Origin of the sequence: Streptomyces sp. NPDC127097 (assembly GCF_042724075.1) — a bacterium.
Taxonomy (GTDB): domain Bacteria; phylum Actinomycetota; class Actinomycetes; order Streptomycetales; family Streptomycetaceae; genus Streptomyces.
The window spans coordinates 117,514-137,637 of record NZ_JBHXFI010000009.1; the positions used below are offsets into that span (position 1 = coordinate 117,514).

21 protein-coding genes are annotated in these 20,124 nt (G+C 71.8%); 6 read left to right on the forward strand and 15 right to left on the reverse strand.

Annotated features, from left to right (window positions below):
- Positions 1-21: 21 nt before the first annotated feature.
- The 6 genes from ACFWJW_RS10565 to ACFWJW_RS10590 form a co-directional block, all read right to left on the reverse strand.
- Positions 22-834, reverse strand: coding sequence for a TetR/AcrR family transcriptional regulator (locus ACFWJW_RS10565; RefSeq protein ID WP_387237666.1), 813 nt, complete (start codon positions 832-834; stop codon positions 22-24).
- 445 nt (positions 835-1,279) lie between these two features.
- Positions 1,280-2,425, reverse strand: coding sequence for a pyridoxal-phosphate-dependent aminotransferase family protein (locus tag ACFWJW_RS10570; protein WP_387237669.1), 1,146 nt, complete (start codon positions 2,423-2,425; stop codon positions 1,280-1,282).
- Positions 2,426-2,515: 90 nt separating this feature from the next.
- Complete coding sequence (locus ACFWJW_RS10575; RefSeq protein ID WP_387237672.1) at positions 2,516-3,970, reverse strand: serine hydrolase domain-containing protein; 1,455 nt, start codon at positions 3,968-3,970, stop codon at positions 2,516-2,518.
- A gap of 49 nt (positions 3,971-4,019) precedes the next feature.
- Complete coding sequence (locus tag ACFWJW_RS10580; protein WP_387237676.1) at positions 4,020-4,721, reverse strand: hypothetical protein; 702 nt, start codon at positions 4,719-4,721, stop codon at positions 4,020-4,022.
- A gap of 50 nt (positions 4,722-4,771) precedes the next feature.
- The gene (locus ACFWJW_RS10585) at positions 4,772-5,995 is read right to left on the reverse strand and encodes a MerR family transcriptional regulator (protein ID WP_387237679.1); all 1,224 of its coding nucleotides are present in this window, start codon (positions 5,993-5,995) and stop codon (positions 4,772-4,774) included.
- 86 nt (positions 5,996-6,081) lie between these two features.
- Positions 6,082-7,056 carry a GlxA family transcriptional regulator gene (locus ACFWJW_RS10590; protein ID WP_387237682.1) on the reverse strand — a complete coding sequence of 325 codons (975 nt, stop codon included), beginning with the start codon at positions 7,054-7,056 and terminating at the stop codon, positions 6,082-6,084.
- A 161-nt stretch (positions 7,057-7,217) separates the two neighbouring features.
- Here ACFWJW_RS10590 and ACFWJW_RS10595 point away from each other — a divergent pair, with 161 nt between their 5' ends.
- Entirely contained in the window at positions 7,218-8,183 is a 966-nt protein-coding gene (locus ACFWJW_RS10595) for an NADP-dependent oxidoreductase (RefSeq protein WP_387237685.1), read from the forward strand.
- Between the two features lie 6 nt (positions 8,184-8,189).
- Here the strand turns inward: ACFWJW_RS10595 and ACFWJW_RS10600 are convergent, their stop codons facing one another.
- The 4 genes from ACFWJW_RS10600 to ACFWJW_RS10615 all read right to left on the reverse strand — a co-directional run bounded on the left by ACFWJW_RS10600 (position 8,190) and on the right by ACFWJW_RS10615 (position 11,624).
- Entirely contained in the window at positions 8,190-9,026 is an 837-nt protein-coding gene (locus ACFWJW_RS10600) for a helix-turn-helix transcriptional regulator (RefSeq protein ID WP_387237688.1), read from the reverse strand.
- Positions 9,027-9,111: 85 nt separating this feature from the next.
- Complete coding sequence (locus ACFWJW_RS10605) at positions 9,112-9,651, reverse strand: GNAT family N-acetyltransferase (protein WP_387237691.1); 540 nt, start codon at positions 9,649-9,651, stop codon at positions 9,112-9,114.
- A gap of 129 nt (positions 9,652-9,780) precedes the next feature.
- Positions 9,781-10,422: a response regulator gene (locus ACFWJW_RS10610; RefSeq protein WP_387237694.1), complete on the reverse strand. Its 642-nt coding sequence runs from the start codon at positions 10,420-10,422 to the stop codon at positions 9,781-9,783.
- Complete coding sequence (locus tag ACFWJW_RS10615; RefSeq protein ID WP_387237697.1) at positions 10,419-11,624, reverse strand: sensor histidine kinase; 1,206 nt, start codon at positions 11,622-11,624, stop codon at positions 10,419-10,421. The genes ACFWJW_RS10610 and ACFWJW_RS10615 overlap by 4 nt, the downstream gene beginning before the upstream one ends.
- Before the next feature lie 262 nt (positions 11,625-11,886).
- Here ACFWJW_RS10615 and ACFWJW_RS10620 point away from each other — a divergent pair, with 262 nt between their 5' ends.
- Together ACFWJW_RS10620 and ACFWJW_RS10625 are read left to right on the forward strand one after the other, a co-directional pair.
- Entirely contained in the window at positions 11,887-12,468 is a 582-nt protein-coding gene (locus ACFWJW_RS10620; RefSeq protein WP_387237700.1) for a heme-binding protein, read from the forward strand.
- Between the two features lie 389 nt (positions 12,469-12,857).
- Positions 12,858-13,424 carry a dihydrofolate reductase family protein gene (locus ACFWJW_RS10625; protein ID WP_387237703.1) on the forward strand — a complete coding sequence of 189 codons (567 nt, stop codon included), beginning with the start codon at positions 12,858-12,860 and terminating at the stop codon, positions 13,422-13,424.
- A gap of 18 nt (positions 13,425-13,442) precedes the next feature.
- Here the strand turns inward: ACFWJW_RS10625 and dnaB are convergent, their stop codons facing one another.
- Complete coding sequence (dnaB, locus tag ACFWJW_RS10630; protein WP_387237706.1) at positions 13,443-14,921, reverse strand: replicative DNA helicase; 1,479 nt, start codon at positions 14,919-14,921, stop codon at positions 13,443-13,445.
- 458 nt (positions 14,922-15,379) lie between these two features.
- Between dnaB and ACFWJW_RS10635 the strand changes: the two genes are divergently transcribed.
- Positions 15,380-16,717 (forward strand): MATE family efflux transporter, encoded by a 1,338-nt coding sequence (locus tag ACFWJW_RS10635; RefSeq protein WP_387237709.1) that lies wholly within the window; start codon positions 15,380-15,382, stop codon positions 16,715-16,717.
- A gap of 41 nt (positions 16,718-16,758) precedes the next feature.
- Entirely contained in the window at positions 16,759-17,631 is an 873-nt protein-coding gene (locus ACFWJW_RS10640) for a trypsin-like serine peptidase (protein WP_387237712.1), read from the forward strand.
- Between the two features lie 79 nt (positions 17,632-17,710).
- On the opposite strand, the gene rplI is transcribed toward ACFWJW_RS10640, so the two are convergent.
- The 4 genes from rplI to rpsF all read right to left on the reverse strand — a co-directional run bounded on the left by rplI (position 17,711) and on the right by rpsF (position 19,485).
- Positions 17,711-18,157, reverse strand: coding sequence for a 50S ribosomal protein L9 (rplI, locus tag ACFWJW_RS10645; protein WP_159744422.1), 447 nt, complete (start codon positions 18,155-18,157; stop codon positions 17,711-17,713).
- Between the two features lie 18 nt (positions 18,158-18,175).
- Positions 18,176-18,412: a 30S ribosomal protein S18 gene (rpsR, locus tag ACFWJW_RS10650; RefSeq protein WP_003978893.1), complete on the reverse strand. Its 237-nt coding sequence runs from the start codon at positions 18,410-18,412 to the stop codon at positions 18,176-18,178.
- Positions 18,413-18,521: 109 nt separating this feature from the next.
- The gene (locus ACFWJW_RS10655) at positions 18,522-19,112 is read right to left on the reverse strand and encodes a single-stranded DNA-binding protein (RefSeq protein WP_387237715.1); all 591 of its coding nucleotides are present in this window, start codon (positions 19,110-19,112) and stop codon (positions 18,522-18,524) included.
- Positions 19,113-19,194: 82 nt separating this feature from the next.
- Entirely contained in the window at positions 19,195-19,485 is a 291-nt protein-coding gene (rpsF, locus tag ACFWJW_RS10660; protein WP_006604399.1) for a 30S ribosomal protein S6, read from the reverse strand.
- Positions 19,486-19,713: 228 nt separating this feature from the next.
- Between rpsF and ACFWJW_RS10665 the strand changes: the two genes are divergently transcribed.
- Positions 19,714-20,028, forward strand: a complete 315-nt coding sequence (locus tag ACFWJW_RS10665; RefSeq protein WP_387237718.1) for a hypothetical protein — start codon at positions 19,714-19,716, stop codon at positions 20,026-20,028.
- The last annotated feature ends 96 nt before the right edge of the window (positions 20,029-20,124 follow it).

The following is a 20,124-nucleotide window of genomic DNA, read 5'->3' on the forward strand; positions in this document are numbered from 1 at the left end:
CCGGTACCCGGCCGGTGCCGGTCAGGTCCGGCGCGTACGCTCCCGCACGCGGTGTGCCTTCTGCCGGCAGGCACCACCGCAGTAGCGCGCGGGTCGGCCCGTGCGCGCCGCCGCGATCGCCGCACCGCACACCTCACACCGCGATTCGTTACGTTTCACCGGCTCGGCTTCGAGTTCCGTTACGGCGCGTTCCGTCCGCAGGGCATCACACATCAGCACCGTCATCCGGCCCGGAGCCGCGTCCCCGGAACCGGCTCCCGGCACGGCCCGCTCCATCGAAAGACAGCCGACCAGCAGCGCCCTGAGCTCCGTTATCCCGACGTCCGGCCGCACGTCGCCCGCCTCTTGGGCCCTTCTGAGCAGGACTTCCAGCGCATCGTCGAAGTTCTGCCCGACCCCCGGCGACGGCTCGAAGCGGCCCGCGCCGGCCTCCTCCAGCGCGTCACACAGCGCTCTGTTCCGTGACGCGAGCCGTACCACCGAGGACAGGAAGCGAAAGAAGACCGGACCGGGATCCATGACCTCGGCCAAGTCCCTTGCGGTATCGGTGAACAGCTCGATCCGGTCCACGATCGTCGCCCTGAACAGGGCTTCCTTGGACGGGAAATGGCGATAAACGGTCCCGGCGCCGACCCCCGCACGGCGTGCGATCTCGCCGAGCGGAACCCCCAACCCCTGCTCCTCGAAGGCGAATCGGGCCGCCTGGAGCACCAGCGCCCGGTTGCGCCGCGCATCCGCACGGGCGGGCGTCACACCACCGTCCGTCACTGCCGGGCCTCCTGGGAACGACTGATACCGGGTCACGCGCTCCGCGTTTTTAAACGGGTCGCTCATTCCGATTCTAGAGGAGGCCCTGAGCAAGATCGTTAAGCGCGTTTCACCGTCGCGGCGCCAGCCGGAATCACCGGCCGGCAGCCAGCCGGCGCGCGACCGGCCGACTCCGCCACGCCGAAGCCCGCGCCCGACGGCGCGATGGACGCGGAGGCGGCGCCGCGCAGCCGTCGCCGGGGCGCCGTCCTCAGCGTCCAGCCTGACCCCGGAGCCCGGGGCGCGCCACCGGACGGCTCCTGACGGGGACGAGAGCGCCGCCGGCCGCGATGCCGTCGCCATGCCTCCCTCCGCGGCGTACGACAGCTCGCCTGCCTCGCCCCCAACTGCCCCTGTACAAAAGGCGTTTCACGTGAAACGGTGCCGCGTCCCGACATACGCGTGGGGTCGTGTTTCACGTGAAACACGACCCCACATCGACAACGCGCCCAGAGCCAGGCGCTCGCTCGGCTCAGCCGGCGACCACCGCGTCCCACGCCGCGCCCGCCGCCTGGGCCGCTCCCTCGGCGTCCACGGACACGCCCAGGGCGCGCAGCCCACCCGCCAGCGCCACCAGGGATGCCGTGACCACCGCCCGGTCGGCGGCGCGGCCATAGTGGTTCACCCGGATCATCCCCTTGGCCAGAGCGCCCGCCGCGGCCTGCACCGGCACCGCCGCATCCACCGCGACCGCGGCGGTCACGATCTCCCGGGCATCCACTCCCTCGGGTGCGCGGAGCGTCGTGGCGGCCGGCGCCGCGTCCTCGTCGCGCACGACATACGGAGCGAGCCCGCCCAGCGCCCGCACACCGGCCCGGGTCGCCGCGGCCGCCGCCCGGTGCCGGGTGAGGACCGCCTCCAGGCCCTCGGCCTCCACACGGTCCGCGGCCTGCTCCAGCGCGAGCATCTCCAGCTGCGCCGGAGCATGCGGAAGTGCGGTGCGTCCGCCGTCGATCCAGCGTTCCTTCCAGTCCAGCAGGGAGAGGTACGAGCGTCGCGGAGCCTGCTCGTTGGCGGCGATCCGCTCCCAGGCACGGGCGCTGACCGACGCCACCGACACCCCGGCAGGCCCGGCCAGCGCCTTCTGCCCGCCGATCACACAGAGGTCCACGCCCCACTCGTCGGTGAGCAGCGGCTCGGCGCCCACCGAGGCGACCGCGTCCAGCATCAGCAGCGCGCCGTGCTCCCGCACCACCGCGCCGATCTCGGCCACGGGGTTGGTGTTGCCGGTGGCCGCCTCGGCGTGCACCAGGCTCACAAAGTCGATCTCGGGCCGCTCCCGCAACGCCTCCGCCACCTGCTGCGGGGTGACCGCACCCGTGAACGGCGCGGTGACGGTGACCACCTCGGCGCCACAGGACCGCAGCCAGCCACCGAAGGTCTCGCCGTACGGACCGGTGATGATGTTGAGGGCGGTGCTGCCGGGCCGGACGGCCGAGCGTATGCAGCCCTCCAGCGGCAGCAGTGCCTCGCCCTGCATCGCCACGACATCGCAGCGGGTACGCATCAGGGCCGCGACCTTGTCCTCGATCCGCGCGAAGTGGGCCGCGGTCAGCGCAGGCAGGTCGAGCAGGTCCGGGGTGGCGGGGTTCGTGCTCAGGTCAGACACAGCAGTCACAGGGCCTTCCAGCGGTGGCGAGCCGACTCGGTGCGGCTCCTGACATCGGATTCGACTGTACGTCCGCGCCGGGCCGCCGCCGTACGGGCCTCAGACCCGCCAGCCGTCCGGATCCACCCCGCCGGGCACCGGCGCCGACGGCTCGTACGGTTCGCGGGTGAACACGAAGGTGCCGAGGTCCAGATGGCTCACCGCACCGTCCCGGTCCCGCCCCACCCGCAGCGTCTCGCCCGCGTAGTAACCGTCCAGCCCGGTCCAGGTGCCGTCCTTCTCGGCCCGGAACCGCGAGGCGCGCCCCGCCCCGGACAGCGGGGTGAGCTCCAGCCCGCGCTCGGCCCGCAGCCGCAGGGCATGGGGGTTCGCGCCCCAGTACCAGGGTCCGGTCAGCGCCAGCAGCTCCGGATCCAGCGGGCCGGGCAGCGGACGCCAGGGCTCGGGGATCCGCGGCTCGTGCGCGATGACGATCCCGGTGAGATCGGTGGCGACGGCCCCGGCCGCCGGGCCCGAGGTGCAGTTGGTGAGGACGACCGCGGCCACGTCCTCCTCGACATCGGCCCACAGCGCCGCCAGGAACCCGGGCATCGAGCCATGGTGCCCGACCAGCAGCCGCCCCTCCCGCCGCAGGAGCTGCACTCCCAGCCCGTACCCGGCATCCCACGTACCGCTCTCCGCCGGCACGGCCGGTGTCCGCAGCTCCGCCAGACTCGCCGCGCCGAGCACCCGTCCGTCGCCCCGCAGCAGGAACGCCGCCCAGCGGCAGAGGTCCTGGAGCGTCGACCACAGCTGCCCCGCCGGGCCCATCAAGCCGGTGTCCGCGGCCGGTTCCGGCAGCAGCGCGTCGGCCCACGGGTGCACCGCCCAGCCCGTCGCGTACGGCCGCTCCGGGCGCAGCGTCGTACGGCTCATGCCCAGCGGTGCCAGCACCTCACGCCGCAGCACCTCGCCCCACGGCACACCGCCCCGCAGCCGTTCGACCAGCGCGCCGAGCAGTGCGTAGCCGACGTTGGAGTAATGGTGCCGGCGGCCGGCCGGATGCCGCTGCGGGCGCTCGTCGAAGAGGTCGGCCGGCTCGGGCCGCAGCCCGCCCGAGGTCCGCTCCCACCACGGCCCCCGCGGCTCGGCCGCCAACCCCGCACTGTGGGAGAGCAGTTGCGCGATCGTCGCGTCCGGCACCGGAGTGTCCGCCAGATGCCTGCCGAGCGGGTCCGACAGCCGCAGCAGCCCCTCGTCCCGCAGCCGCAGCACCAGCACGGCGACGAAGGTCTTGGTGAGCGAACCGATCCGGTACTGCACATCGCCGTGCGGTGCCTCCCCCTCCCCCTCCACCGAGCCCCGGGCCCCGGTCCACACCGCTCGGCCGCCGCGGACGACCGCGCCCGTCATCGACGGTGCGCGCCCCTCGGCCTGCCCGACCGCCAGCCGGTGCAGCAAGGCCCGCCGGGTCTGCGGCAGCAGCTCCGCGCACGCGTCGGGTGTACCGGCCGTCCCCGGCTCCCGGCCGACGGCCTCGGAAGGGGGAAACTCCGTGGACTCTGCGATGGTCATGGCGCTCCTCAACAGCGGATCCGGCTCGGCCGGGCCCATCCTCGCCGCATCACCGCAGCGCTGCCGACCCGATCACCGCACCCAGTTCCGTCTGTTCGTCCGCCGGCAGCCGGCCCGCCGCATGCACCATGTGCAGCGCGGACCGCAGCCGCACGCGGTCCGCGGCCGTGCCGAGGTATCCGAGGTAGGCGGGGAGCGCCAGGCCCAGCGCCATGAGGTCGCCCCGGGCGCACCACCGCGACACCAACTCCCGCACCCGCCCGTCGACCGCGTCGTCGAGACTCCGTGGCGCCCTCTCCGCACCGGCTTCGTCCGCCGCTGCGTCGTCGCGCGGACCGGCCGTCTCCCGCAGGCCCGCCGCGATCGCGAAGCGGTTCCAGTCGCCGTACTGACCGTCGGGGGCCTGCGCCACCCGCTCCGCGGCGCGCTCGAAGTAGGTGCGCGCCAGGGCAGGCCGGCCGAGCCGGCGCCAGGCGTGCCCCATGTTCAGGTACAGCGACGCATAGAACCCGGCCACCCGCTCGTCCGCCACCCGGTCGGCGCGGTCCAGGCACTCCTGGTTCCAACGGAGCGTCTCTTCGGGCGAGTTCTGGTGCCGGGCGAGATAGTGCGCGGCGACACATGCCTCGTAGTCGTCGGTGGCGCCGTCCCATGCCTGCTGGAAGATTGCGCGCGCCGCATCGGCCCGCCCTTCCGCCTCGGCCTGCATCCCCGCCACGCACAGTCGCACCACAGGCAGTTCCGGATCCACCGGTCCGCTCCCCTCATCCGTCCTCGGTGACCGGTCCTCGGTCACCGGTCTCAGCCGCCGGTGCGCCCGGCAGCGTCGACCGCCGCTCCGGCGCCCTCGCGCACCGGCATCACCAGCGTCGTAAAACTCCCCTGGTCGGCGGACCGGACCAGAACGGGCCGGTCCGGCGCGGCGATCTCCAACAACGCGTCCGGCCCCACCCCGGCCTCCAGCGCCGGGACCAGTACGGCCGGATCGAAGGCGATCCGCAGCTCCGGCCCGGTGCGCACCACCCGCATCCGGACGGGCTCCCGGCCCCCGCCCGTCACCTCCAGCACCGGCCCGGCCGCACGGCCACCCGCCTCCGAGTCCGGAACCGCCGAGCCGCCCGCGTGCACCACGTCCCCCTGCCCCGCGCCGACGACCGACAACGACACCGGCCCCGTGCGCCCGGTCATCGCGTCCCGCAGCCCCAGCCGGTCGGCGATCACCCGATACCGCCCCGCCTCCGGGTCCGCCGGTATCAGCCGGTAGTCCGGAAACCCGTCGGCATCCCCACCGCCGCTCCACCCTTGCCCGGCGCCCTCCGGCACCTCCCGGCAGTCCGCCCCGCTCCGCAGCCGGAGCCCCGCCCCGTCTCCCGCGCACTCGATCTCGACCGTCACCTGCCGTACGGCCCACTCCGCCAGGCCCCGCGCCGTCTCCGCGCCGATCAGCACCCGCCGCGGACCGCCCTCGAACGCGTCCGGCCGCAGCACCCGCACCGCCAGCCGATAGCGGTCGGTCGCCACCCAGCGCACCTCACCGTCGACGAGTTCCAGCAGCACACGGCCCAGGACCGGAAACTCCTCCCGGGCCGCCCCGGTCGCGGCGGCGGGCGCCACCTGCCGTACCGCACTGGCGAGTTCGGCGCCGCCCACCCGCGCCCACGCCCGTCTCCCGCGGTCCTCCGGGCCGCCGGACGCCTCCCGCAGGAGCCCCTCCACCACCGCCCGCGCCTCGTCCGCCGTCCGCCGGGTCTGCGCCAAGTGGGCCCGCAGTACGCCGTGCGCCGCGTCCTCGGGACCGTCCAGCACCACCGCGACATCCACCAGCGGCAGCCCCGCCGCCCGCAGTTGCCGCAGCTTCACCGCCCGCGCCGCCTGCCCCGCCCCGTAGCGCCGGTACCCCGTCACGGCATCCACCCGCGCCGGCCGCAGCAGCCCGCAGTCGTCGTAGAACCGCAGGGCACTCGGCGCGAGGCCCACCCGGCGCGCGAAGACGCCGATGGTCAACAGCTGTCCGGTGTCGTCCATGGACGCGATTGTGGGGCTTCCACCAGCCTGAAGGTCAACGCCGGCGGGCAGCCCGAGCCGTGCACAGGGCCTGGTGCGGCGCCGCCTCAGACGGTCAGCGCCGTGGCGCTCCGGAACGTCCGCCGGTAGGCCAGCGGTGCCACCCCCACCGCGCTGTGCAGATGCTGGCGCAGCGAGGTCCCGGTGCCGAAGCCCGCGTGATGGGCGACGAGGTCGATCGACCAGTCCGTGGTCTCCAGCAGATGCCGGGCGCGCTCGATGCGCTGGCCGGCGAGCCACTGACCAGGGCTCATGCCGACCTCGTCGCGGAACCGCCGGGTGAGGGTGCGCACGCTGACGCGGGCGTGCCCGGCGAGGTCGGTCAGGGTGAGCGGCTCGCCGAGACGCTCCAGGGCCCAGGCGCGGGTCGCGGCGGTGCCGCCCGCCGAGGGCTCCGGCACGGGCTGCCGGATGAACTGGGCCTGTCCGCCTTCCCGCCACGGCGGCACCACACACAACCGGGCCACCTCATTGGCGATGGCGCTGCCGTGGTCCCGGCGCACGAGGTGCACACACAGATCCACCCCCGCGGCCGCACCGGCCGAGGTGAGGACATCGCCGTCGTCGACGAACAGCACATCGGGGTCGACCCGGACGGTCGTGAAGAGGCGTTGCAGCTGGGTGGCCTCGCGCCAGTGCGTGGTGGCCGGGCGGTGATCGAGCAGCCCGGCCGCGGCCAGGACGAAGGCACCGGTGCAGATGGCCACCATCCGGGTGCCGGGCCGGACATGCGCCAGCGCCGCCCGCGCGTCATCGGGCAGCCGGCCGTCCTCCCGGAGCGTGTCCGCCGAGTGGGCCGGCGGGATGACGACGGTGTCGACGTGCGCGAGGACGGAGGCGTCCGCGGTGACCGCGATGTCGTAGTCGGCATCGGTGCGCACCGGGCGCCCGTCCGGACTACAGGTGACGACGGAGTAGAGCGGCTCGCCGGCCGCGTCCTGTGCGGCGCCGAAGATCCGCGCGGGGATTCCCAGCTCGAAGGGGACGACACCATTCAGGGCGAGCACTCCGACGCGATGCATGACCCGATTCTTTCAAACATTGGCCATTTGGACACCGCCGGTCTCCCGGCCACCGCGGAAAGCTGGCGGGACCTCGGGAAACGCGGCCGCCAGGCGGCGCGCGCACCCGATCCCCCGCCATGGGCACAGACGAAGCCATGGGCGCAGACGAAGGAGACACCATGTCCGAGACCGGGACCCCGCGGATGCGGGCCGTCAGCCAGGACACCGCCGGAGGCCCTGAGGTCCTCAAGCTGATCACGACCGCCCGGCCGGCGCCCGGCCCCACCGAGATCCTGGTCCGGGTGCACGCCGCGGGCGTCAACCCGGCCGACTGGAAGACGCGGAACGACGGCCGGTTCCTCAACGGCAGCGAGCCGCCATTCATCCTGGGCTTCGATGTATCCGGTGTGGTCGAGGCCGTCGGCCGCGGGGTGACCCTCTTCGAGCCGGGCGACCGGGTCTTCGGCATGCCGCACTTCCCGCACCCCGCCGGAGCCTACGCCGAGTACGTCACCGCCCCGTCACGCCAGTTCGCCCACCTTCCCGAGGGCCTGGACCACGTCCGGGGCGCCGCCCTCCCGCTGGCGGCACTGACCGCCTGGCAGGCCCTGGTCGACACCGCGCACGTGCGGCCCGGCGCGCGGGTGCTGATCCACGCGGCGGCGGGCGGCGTCGGTCATCTCGCGGTGCAGATCGCCAAGTCCCGCGGCGCGTACGTGATCGGCACCGCCCGGCGGGCCAAGCATGACTTCCTGCGCGGTCTGGGCGCCGATGAGCTCATCGACTACACGGAACAGGACTTCGCCACCGCGGTGGGCGAGGTCGACGTCGTGCTCGACACCATCGGCGGCGACTACGGCGCCCGCTCGCTGCGCACCCTGCGTCCCGGCGGCTCGCTGGTCTCGATCCTGCCGCTGGACGACGCCTTCCCCGCAGACCGGGCGCGCGAGGCAGGGGTTCGCGCGGTGTTCGTCCTCGTCGAGCCCGACCGCTCCGGCCTGCAAGCCGTCGCCGGCCTGGTGGACTCCGGAGAACTGAAGGTCAACATCGATACGGCCCTGCCGCTCGAGGAGGCCGCGAAGGCCCACACCCTGGGCGAGACCGGCCGCACCACCGGCAAGATCGTCCTGACCGTCACGCCCTGACGCCGGTCACCGGGACCCCGCCTGCCGCCGGGTGGCGTTGAGGGCGCCGAGCAGGGACAGCGCTTCGGCGCTGGGGCTGCCGGGTTCGGCGTGGTAGATGACGAGTTGCTGGCCGGGTGCGTCGCGGACGTCGAAGGCTTGGTAGGTGAGGGCGAGCGGCCCGACATCGGGGTGGTTCAACAGCTTGGCGTCCTGGGTCTTACCGCGCACGGAATGGGCCTGCCACAGCGCCGCGAAGGCCGCGCTCCGCTCGGTCAGGGTGGCGACGAGCGCGCTCAGCCGGGGGTCGTCGGGAGCGAAACCGGCCGCCTGACGGAGGTTGGCCACGGTGGCCTGCGCGGTCCGGTCCCAGTGGGTGTAGAAGTCCCGGGCGGCCGGGTCGAGGAAGGTCATCCGGGCGAGGTTGTCCGCCGGGTCGAAGGGTGCGTACAAGGCGTCGGCCAGGGCGTTGGCGGCCAGGATGTCCAAGGCTCCGTTGACGACGAAGGCCGGAGTGTGCGGATAGCCGTCCATGAGCCGGCGCAGCGCCGGGCCGACCACGTTCCGCTGTCGCGCCGGACGGTCGTTCGGGGCGATACCGGCCAGCCGGTGGAGGTGGGCGCGGGCGTCGGTGTCCAGGTGGAGGGCACGGCTGAGGGCGTCAAGGACCTGCGGCGAGGGGTGGCGTTCACGGCCCTGTTCGAGGCGGGTGTAGTAGTCGACGTTCACTCCGGCCAGCACCGCGACCTCCTCACGGCGCAGCCCGGCGACTCTGCGGACGCCGTAACTCGCCATCCCGATGTCTTCGGGCCGCAGGCCGGAGCGCCGGGCGCGCAGGAAGTCTCCCAGGGTGTTGTCGGACATGCCCTCAGGTTAGGGAGGAGAGCGGTGCGCTGCCTGGGTGTGTGGCACCCAGGCAGCACGCATCCTGGTCACCGGCTCCGCGGGCTCACCGGCCCCTGCGGAGTCTCTGCCGCTCGACGGAGAACAGCACCTGCGATGCGCCGAACTCGACGAAGCCGTCGAGGCGACGCATGCCGATGGCTTCCAGGAGGCGGCAGGAGCGGGCGTTCGCCTCCTGGGTGACAGCGATGATGGAGGCGCTGTCCGAGGGGACGTTCACGAAGGCCCAGTCAACTACGGCGGCCACGGCTTCCCGGGCGTAGCCCTGGCCCCAGTGTTCGGGCAGGAGCCCGTAGGAGACCTCCCGCCGGTCGTCGAACCGCGACGCCGAATCGATCAGCACCGAGCCAACGACGCTCATGTCCTTGCGCGTGGTCACGGCGAACACATAGGGGCGGCTGGCGAAATGCTGCTGGTAGAGGAGAAGCTTCTCTTCGGCCACCGGCCCGCCCAGGAAGCGCCGGACCTCGGGGTCCGTCCAGAGCCGGGTGAATTCCTGCACGTCGGTGGACTCCGCAGGACGTAACAGAAGCCTGGCCGTGCGGATGGTGGTGGGCCAAGGGGACGACTCGGGCAGGGAAGGCATGCCCTGAGCTTCACACTACGGCCCCACATCAGCTCGCTGGTGGGGCGCTTTCCCGCCACGGCTCCTTCCCGCCACGGCTCCTTCCCGCCACGGCTCTTCCGCCGGCCCTTTCGGCGTCTTCGGCCGCCCTCACGGCACCAGTCGCCGCTCCTTCGCGACCGCCACGGCGCCCGCGCGGGTGTCCACACCGAGCTTGTCGTAGATGCGGCGCAGGTGGGTCTTGACCGTGGCCTCGCTGATGTAGAGGGCGCGGGCGATGTCCCGGTTGCCGATGCCGCGGGCGAGTTGGGCCAGGATGTCGCGTTCGCGGTCGGTGAGGGTGGGCCGGGGCCGGCGCAGGTTGGCCATGACGCGGCCGGCGACCGGCGCGGACAGGGCGGTACGTCCCCCGGCGGCGGCGTGGATCGCGGCGAAGAGCTCATCGGGGCGCTCAGCCTTGAGCAGGTAGCCGGTGGCGCCCGCCTCGATGGCGCGGGTGATGTCGGCATCGGTGTCGTAGGTGGTGAGGACCAGGACGTGGAGGGCGGCCCCGGGGGCGGAGGTGAGGCGCCGGGTGGTCTCCACACCGTCGATGCCCTCGCCCAGTTGCAGATCCATCAGCACCACGTCCGGGGCGAGTTTCGCGGCCAGCGCGAGCGCCTCCTCGCCGGTCCCGGCCTCACCGACGACCTCGATGTCCGGGGCGCTGTCGAGCAGGGCGAGCAGCCCGGCCCGTACGACGGCGTGGTCGTCGCAGACCAGGATGCGCACGGGAGCGCGGTCGGGGGTCATCGGGGCGCCTCCAGGGGGACGGCGGCGGACAGGACGGTGCCCTCGCCGGGCGTGGACTCGACGGTCAGGGTGCCACCGAGCGCGCGCAGCCGGGCTCGTATGGCGGGCAGCCCGTGCCCGCGTCCGCTGCCGGGGACCTCGGGCAGCGCGACGGGGTCGAAGCCGTGGCCGTCGTCGGAGACGTCCAGGACGACCTCGTCGTCGAGGAGGGTGAGGGTGAGCGTGGCACTGTCGGCGGCGGCGTGCTCGCGGACGTTGGCCAGGGCGCCCTGCGCGATGCGTAGTAGCGCGGACTGGACGCGGTCGGGCAGCCGGGGGAGCCGGCCGTCATCGTCGACATGGACGCGTACGGCGAGCTGCGCCCCTGACTCCCGCGCGGCCAGGGCGCGCAGCGCCGCACCGAGACCGCCGCCGCGGGCGAGGTCGGTGGGGGCCAGGTCGTGCACGAAGCGCCGGGCCTCCGCGAGGTTGTGCTCGGCGACGGACGCGGCGGTGCGTACGTGGACGCGGGCCTTGTCCGGCTCGGTGTCCCACACCCGGTCCGCCGCCTGGAGCAGCATCCGCTGGCTGGACAGGCCCTGCGCGAGCGTGTCGTGGATCTCCATGGAGAGCCGCTGGCGTTCGGCGAGGGTGCCCTCGCGGCGTTCGGAGGCGGCGAGTTCGCGGCGGGTGCGGATCAGGTCGTCGATCAGGACGCGCTGGCGGGCGGTGTGCCGCTCCATCTGGAGGAAGACGGCGGTGGCCAGGGCGGCGACGGCGGGCGGCGCGAGCACCAGGTTCGGGTCGAAGCGTCCGGCGAGCTGTAGTTGCGCGGCGACGACGAGCGCGGTCAGGACTGCCACGAGCACCAGGGCCGCGCGGGGCGGCAGCGTGCGCAGGCCGGTGTAGAAGAGCGGCACCGCGCACCAGGCGAAGCTGGGCGCGAGCACGACCAGCACCATCCACACCGCGACGACCAGCGCCAGCCAGGCCGCGCGCCGCCGGGTGGGCCGCGGGCCCGCCTCGCCCATTCCGGGCCCCAGCAGATGCAGGACGGCGAGCACGACGCACAGCGCGATGATCCATGGGGTGCGCGGCTCGCCGGGATGGCGCAGCAGGAAGCGGGCGAGCGCTCCGCCGAGCAGCAGGAAGAACGCCGTGTGCATCACGGCGCCGAGCCACCGGGTGTCCACGGCGCTCGGTTCGTACGGCCGGTGCCGCATCCGGAACCCGCCTCCCCTCGCGCTTGCTGCACTGTGCCCCGGCGGCCCGCCGAGCGGCGCCGAGCTGGGCAAACACCTCCATTGTGACCGTGCACGGGGCCGGGCCGGTCAATCGATCGGATGACCCCGGTGTCATCCGTCTTGCAGCGCCAAGGCAGCCGGAACTCCGACCGCCCGGCCCCGCTTCCGGGCCGAGTGTGGAGAGCGGACGAAGCAGGAGCGGCCACCGGGCCGCCCGCCCACCCGAGGAGCCGACCGACCCATGAAGGCCATGAACCCCGTGCAGCAGAAGTTCTCCCGCCGTGCCCGCGTCGCCACCGGCGGTGCCGTGCTCGCCGCCGTCGCCCTCTCGGGCTTCGGTGCGGTGTCCGCGAACGCCTCCGCCCCCGCCACGACGTCCGCCGCAGCCACCTCGGCCGCCGCCGTCCCGGACCAGGCCACCACCGCCTCCACCCACCTGACGATCGACGCCGCCACCAAGGCCGCGCAGGCCGCGCTCGACGCCGCCGAGAAGGAGAACCAGCGGGTCACGGTCGCCGTCGTCGACCGCAACGGCAACACGATCGTCACCCTGCGCGGCGACGGCGCCGGCCCGCAGTCCTACGAGTCCGCCGAGCGCAAGGCGTTCACCGCGGCCGCCTGGAACGCCCCCACCTCCCAGCTGGCCGAGCGCCTCCAGCAGACCCCGAACCTGAAGGACATCCCCGGCACCCTGTTCCTGGCGGGCGGTGTCCCGGTCACCGCCGAGAAGGCACCGATCGCCGGCATCGGCGTCGCGGGCGCTCCGTCCGGGGCACTGGACGAGAAGTTCGCACAGACGGGAGCGAACGCGGTCGCCCGCTAGGGCCGGAGAGGGGGCGGTTTCGTCCCCCGCCTGACGGGGCGCTCTCCCCCCCCGCCTGACGGGGCGCTCTTCCCCGCTGCCGGCGCGCCGGCCCCGCATCGACCCGGCCCCCGCCGTGGTCCTGTGGGGTCGTGCGCTCGTGACCTGTCGACCTTGCGTGACCTGGGCGTTCTTGGCTGTCTCACGGCCATGTCACCCATGATCGGTCTCAAATCCGTGGCATTTCCTCGCGAGGGCGAGGCCGACATCTGGCGGCTTGCCCGTGCCGGCCGAGCACTCCACGCTGAGCCCCGAGCACGAGGACTACCGGCGAGCCCAGATCGCGCACCGATGAGTTTCCCGCGCCACGCTGGTCCCTACGCCGGACACCACGGACGGAAGGCTGGGCCATGCGGAAACTGATCTACGGCATGAACCTGACCCTGGACGGCTACATCGCCGCGGCCGGCGACGACATCGGCTGGAGCGGACCGCCGAGCCACGAGCTGTTCCAGTGGTGGCTCGACCACGAGCGGGCGAGTGGCCTGTCGCTGTATGGGCGCAAGCTATGGGAGACGATGAGCTCCTACTGGCCGACCGGCGACCAACAGCCCCACGCCACCCCGGCGGAGATCGAGTTCGCGCGGAACTGGCGGGACACGCCGAAGGTGGTGTTCTCCTCGACGATCGACAAGGTCGACTGGAACACCCGCCTGGTCACCGGCGATGCGATCGCCGAGATCACCCGGCTCAAGGCCGAGGACGGCGGCCCGATGAACATCGGCGGCGCCACGCTCGCCGGGGCGGCCATGCGCGCCGGGCTGATCGACGAGTACGTGATCGCCGCCCATCCGGTCCTGGTGGGCGGCGGCACACCGTTCTTCACCGCGCTGGACAGCTGGGTGAACCTGAACCTGGTGGAGACCCGGACGTTTCCCGGCGGCGTGGTCCTGACCAGGTACGAGACGCGGCGCTGAGCAGCTTCCCGCGGCCGCTCAGGTCTGCGCCATGTCCACGAACCGGGAGTAGTGGCCCTGGAAGGCCACCGTGATCGTGGCCGTGGGGCCGTTACGGTGCTTGGCCACGATCAGGTCGGCCTCGCCGGCGCGCGGGGACTCCTTCTCGTAGGCGTCCTCGCGGTGCAGCAGGATGACCATGTCCGCGTCCTGCTCGATCGATCCGGACTCACGGAGGTCGGAGACCATCGGCTTCTTGTCCGTGCGCTGCTCGGGGCCACGGTTCAGCTGGGAGAGCGCGATGACGGGGAGCTCCAGCTCCTTCGCCAGCAGCTTGAGGTTTCGGGACATGTCCGAGACCTCCTGCTGACGGCTCTCGGCGCGCTTCGAGCCGCCGGACTGCATCAGCTGGAGATAGTCGATGACGACCAGCTTGAGCTCATTGCGCTGCTTGAGCCGGCGGCACTTCGCACGGATCTCCATCATCGACAGGTTCGGCGAATCGTCGATGTACAACGGCGCGGCCGAGACATCCGGCATCCGGCGCGCCAGCCGCGTCCAGTCCTCGTCCGTCATGCTGCCGGAGCGCATGTGATGCAGGGCGACCCGCGCCTCGGCGGACAGCAGACGCATCGCGATCTCGTTGCGCCCCATTTCCAGCGAGAAGATCACGCTCGGCAGATTGCTCTTGATCGAGCAGGCCCGCGCGAAGTCCAGCGCGAGGGTCGACTTACCCATGGCGGGACGGGCCGCGATCACGATCATCTGGCCCGGGTGCAGTCCGTTGGTCAGCGAATCGAGGTCGGTGAAGCCCGTCGGCACACCCGTCATCTGGCCCTGGCGGGAGCCGATCGCCTCGATCTCGTCGAGGGCGCCTTCCATGATGTCGCCGAGCGGGAGGTAATCCTCGCTGGTCCGCTGCTCGGTGACGGCGTAGATCTCCGCCTGGGCGCTGTTGACGATCTCGTCGACATCGCCGTCCGCGGCGTATCCCATCTGCGTGATCCGGGTGCCGGCCTCGACCAGGCGGCGCAGCACGGCACGCTCATGGACGATCTCGGCGTAGTACTCGGCGTTCGCGGCGGTCGGTACCGACTGGACGAGGGTGTGCAGATACGAGGCGCCGCCGACCCGCGCGATCTCGCCGCGCTTGGTGAGCTCCGCGGCGATGGTGATCGGGTCGGCCGGCTCGCCCTTGGCGTACAGGTCGAGGATCGCCTGATAGACGAGCTCATGGGCGGGACGGTAGAAATCCTCGCCCTTGAGGACCTCGACGACGTCCGCGATGGCGTCCTTGGACAGCAGCATGCCGCCGAGCACGGACTGCTCGGCGTCCAGATCCTGCGGAGGGACCCGCTCGAAGCCGCCGGTCCAGGAGCCGCCGCCCTCGTCGTCGCGGTCCTGCCGGTCGCCGCGGCCGCGGCCCTTGCCCTCGCCGCGCCGGGAGCGGGCGGCCGGCAGCAGGTCGCTGGGACCGGAGTCCGCCCAGGGGTCTTCCATGGGCTCGGGAATGCTCACCCCGGCACCTCCTCCCGTCCGCGACGCGGACCTTGCTGTGCGGTTCTTTCTTACGGCACAGCTCTGACAATCGAGTCGCCCGACTCCGGTTACGGCGCGTCGAGTTCGGACGATTTCTCAGGCCGGAACAGGCGGCGGGTGCCGGACCACGGTAGGCGCGTGGGCACCGTCCGCCAATCTGGTTATCCACAGGCCATGTGGATGACCGCCCTTCAGCTGTGGAGAAGTCCCCGGATCCTGTGCACGGCCCGGGGGAAACTTCTGTGGACAAGCACACAGTCACCCCACCCTCAACCCTCTGACCTGCACTTTTCTCATCCATAGCCTGTGGGGGAGAAAAACTTCCGCCAGCGGTTCAAGATCGCGACAAACGGCGCAGGGGAGACGACTCCACACTGCGGAAAGTAAGGACTGCACAGGGTTTGCATCTCTTACCTGTGGAAGATTAGATTGCGCGCATGACCCAGGCTCCCGCGACACCTCGCCGCACCGGCCGCCGCCATGACCGCGAGATCATCGCCCTCGCGCTGCCCGCCTTCGGCTCCCTGGTCGCGGAACCCCTCTTCGTCATGGTCGACAGCGCCGTCATCGGCCACCTCGGCACCCCCCAGCTCGCCGGCCTCGGCGTCGCCGCCGCCCTGCTGACCACCGCCGTCTCCGTCTTCGTCTTCCTCGCCTACGCCACCACCGCCGCGGTCGCCCGCCGGGTCGGCGCCGGCGACCTGCCCGCCGCCATCCGCCAGGGCATGGACGGCATCTGGCTCGCCCTGCTGCTCGGCGCCGCCGTCATCGCGGCGGTGCTGCCCACCGCACCCTGGCTCGTCGAGGTCTTCGGCGCGTCCGGCACCGCCGCCCCGTACGCCACGACCTACCTCCGCATCAGCGCGCTCGGCATCCCCGCGATGCTCGTCGTGCTCGCCGCCACCGGCGTGCTCCGCGGCCTCCAGGACACCCGGACCCCGCTCTACGTCGCCGTCGGCGGCTTCTCCGCCAACGCCGCGCTCAACATCGGCCTGGTCTACGGCGCCGGCCTCGGCATCGCCGGCTCCGCCTGGGGCACGGTCCTCGCCCAGTGCGGCATGGCCGCGGCCTACCTCGTCGTGGTCGTCCGCGGCGCGCGGCGGCACGGGGCCACCCTGCGCCCCGACACCGCGGGCATCCGTGCCTCGGCCCAGGCCGGCGTGCCGCTGCTGGTCCGTACGCTCTCGCTGCGCGCGGTGCTGATGATCGCCACGGCCGTCGCCGCCCGGCTCGGCGACGCGGAGATCGCCGCCCACCAGATCGTGCTCACGCTGTGGTCCCTGCTGGCCTTCGCGCTGGACGCGATCGCCATCGCCGGGCAGGCCATCATAGGCCGCTACCTCGGCGCGGGGGACCGCGACGGCGCCCGGGCCGCCTGCCGCCGCATGGTCGAGTGGGGCATCGCCGCGGGCCTGGCCCTCGGTGTGCTGGTCGCGCTCGCCCGCCCGCTGTTCATCCCGCTGTTCACCTCCGACCCGGCCGTGCAGGGCCCGCTGCTCAGCACGCTCCTGGTGGTGGCCCTGACCCAGCCGGTCTCCGGCATCGTCTTCATCCTCGACGGTGTGCTGATGGGGGCGGGGGACGGGCCCTATCTCGCCTGGGCCATGGTCGTGACACTGGCCCTGTTCGCGCCGGTGGCGCTGGCCGTCCCGCTGCTCGGCGGCGGACTGGTCGCCCTGTGGTGGGCGATGGCCCTGATGATGACCGTCCGGATGCTGACCCTGTGGCTCCGCACCCGCTCGGGCCGGTGGATTGTGACCGGAGCCTCTCGTTGAAGCATCTCCCGTAACACGCAGCGCGTGCCGATAATGACCCTGTGCGCTCGCTTGCCAGGAACTCCGTGCTGCCCCTGACGTTCGTCGTCATGGTGGCTGCTGCTGTGGTGGGGTACGCCACGGAGGAAGCCGATACGAACAGCGGCAGCGGCGGCGGTGGCCGCAGCAGCTTCGGCAAATCCGGCGAGGCGGGCCAGGACCCCCAGGACCAGGATCCCGCCGCGACGGCCCCGGCCGGTGACGGCAATGCCTACACCCCGCGCCGGACCGAGCAGAACGCCCGGGTCGGTGCGGTCTTCGAGAAGGACGACACCGGCGATCACTTCTGCACCGCGAGCGTGGTGCAGAGCCCGGGCCGGAACATGCTCATCACCGCGGCGCACTGTGCCTTCGACAGCGATGGCAAGACCCCGGTGGACGATCTGGTCTTTGCCCCCGACTACCGCAACGGCAAGGAGCCCGCCGGCCTGTGGAAGGTCAAGAAGGTGGTCCTCGACGACCGCTGGGCCAAGTCCAACGACGAAGATCTCGATGTCGCCTTCCTCCTCCTCGAAAAGAAGAAGGACCAGCAGATCCAGGACGTCCTGGGCGGAAACACCCTCGGAATCGACCGTGGCTTCCACAACGAGGTCAAGATCACCGGCTACCCCACCAGCCGCGACACCCCGATCTCCTGCCAGAACCGCACCACGAAGTACAGCAACACCCAGCTGCGTATCCGGTGCACCGACTTCGAGGGCGGTACGAGCGGCAGCCCCTGGCTCGCCGATTACGACCCGAGGAGCCACACCGGCACGGTCATCGGCGTCCTGGGCGGTCACGAAGGCGGCGGCGACGAGGACGATGTCTCCTACGCCGCATACTTCGACGACGACATCGCCACGCTCTACAAGCGCGCCCAGGACGAGGACTGACCCCGTCCGTCCGCGCTCCGCACACGGCGAAGGGCCGCACCCCGGTGACGGGATGCGGCCCTTCGGCCGGGTACTGCGATTACGCGGCGATGACCTCGACGCCGAGCTTCGCGACGACCTCGGCGTGCAGACGCACGGAGATCTGGTGCGCGCCCAGGCTCTTGATCGGCGAACCGAGCTCGACACGGCGCTTGTCGACGTCCGGACCACCGGCAGCCTTGATCGCCGAGGCGATGTCGGCCGGGGTGACGGAGCCGAACAGGCGGCCCGCGTCGCCGGCACGGACGGCCAGCTTCACGTTGACGCCCTCGAGCCGGCCCTTGATCTCGTTGGCCTGCTCGATCGTGGCGATCTCGCGGATCTTGCGACCGCGACGGATCTGCTCGACGTCCTTCTCGCCACCCTTGGTCCAGCGGATCGCGAAACCACGCGGGACCAGGTAGTTACGGGCGTACCCGTCCTTGACGTCAACGACGTCGCCGGCGGTGCCGAGGCCGGAGACCTCGTGGGTGAGGATGATCTTCATGATTCGGTCACCCTTCCCTTATCGCGCGGTGGACGTGTAGGGCAGCAGCGCCATCTCACGGCTGTTCTTCACGGCCGTGGCGACGTCACGCTGGTGCTGAGTGCAGTTGCCGGTGACCCGGCGGGCACGGATCTTGCCGCGGTCGGAGATGAACTTCCGCAGCAGGTTCGTGTCCTTGTAGTCGACGTAGGAGATCTTCTCCTTGCAGAACACGCAAACCTTCTTCTTAGGCTTGCGAGCAGGCGGCTTCGCCATTATCTCTCTCCAATGAGTTCAAGAAGTTTGTGCTGACGCCCTCAAGGCCGGCGGCCGTCGCACGGCGCGGTTTCACGTGAAACCGCGCGCGATCGGGCCGCGTACGGACCTAGAAGGGCGGCTCGTCCGAGTAGCCGCCGCCGGAGCTACCGCCCCAGCCACCGCCGCCGCCACCCTGCTGGCCACCGCCGGCCGGGCCGCCGGTCGCCCACGGGTCGTCGGCAGGAGCTCCGCCGCCCTGCTGACCGCCGCCGGGGCCGCCGCCCCAGCCGCCGCCACCCTGGCCGCCGCCCTGCTGACCGCCGCCGCCGAAGCCGCCGCCCTGGCCACCACGACCGCTGGTCTTGGTGATCTTGGCCGTGGCGTTCTTGAGGCTCGCGCCCACTTCCTCGACGTCGAGCTCGTAGACCGTGCGCTTCACGCCCTCGCGGTCCTCGTACGACCGCTGCTTGAGGCGGCCCTGGACGACCACGCGGGTACCCCGCGTAAGGGACTCGGCGACGTTTTCCGCCGCCTGACGCCACACCGAGCAGGTCAGGAACAGGCTCTCGCCGTCCTTCCACTCATTGGTCTGACGGTCGAAGGTGCGGGGAGTGGACGCGACGCGGAACTTCGCGACCGCCGCACCGGACGGGGTGAAGCGCAGCTCGGGGTCGTCGACAAGATTGCCGACAACCGTGATGACGGTCTCGCCTGCCATTAGGGGTACCTCTCGGCGGGTGTGCTGCTGGCTGCTGGTGTTGCTGCTACTCGAACCCGGTTACCGCTGGACGCTGACGCGATCAGTGGGTCTCGGGACGGAGGACCTTGGTCCGGAGGACCGACTCGTTCAGGTTCATCTGACGGTCGAGCTCCTTGACGACCGCAGGCTCGGCCTGGAGGTCGATGACCGAGTAGATGCCCTCGGGCTTCTTCTTGATCTCGTAAGAGAGACGACGACGGCCCCAGGTGTCGACCTTCTCGACCTTTCCGTTGCCCTCACGGACGACGGAGAGGAAGTTCTCGATCAGCGGGGAGACAGCGCGCTCCTCGAGATCGGGGTCGAGGATGACCATCACCTCGTAGTGACGCATGTAGAACCCACCTCCTTTGGACTCAGCGGCCACGGTCGTTCCGTGGCAGGAGGGTCGTATGCGTTCCGCACCCGGCCCGTCCGGTGCTCCGGACAGACATAGGCGCAGACCGTACAGAGTACCTGCCTGATGCCTTCCGGTTGAAATCCGTCCGCTCCACCCCGCAATCTGGAACACAACGGGTGTGAGCGGCGTTACAGTGCGCCGCCTTGTCATCGGAGGTGCCGCATGGCACAGGCACGGACCCAGCGCAGTCTGCTGTCGCTTCTCAACAGCGACGGCAAGGACCATCCCGTCGAGAACACCTTCGCGATCGTGACCGTGGTGCTCGGCGCGATCGCCATCTTCACCACGCTCTCTCCCAGCCTGCACCTGGTCAGTTCCTGGGTCGGTCTGATCGGGATCGGCACCGGCCTGTGGGGTCAGTTCATCTCGTCGACCACCGGCGAACGCTTCCTGTTGATCATCGGCCTCGGGGCGGCGGCCGTCGGCTTCTACCTCGGCCTGGCACACGGCGGCCTCTTCGGCGGTCTCGTCGGCTAGCCGATGGGGCATACGGGGCCCCAGCCCGTATGGCCCAGACGGGGCGCTCCACGGTCACAGTAGGCTTCGGCGCGAGAGCCGGAGCCCCGACCATGG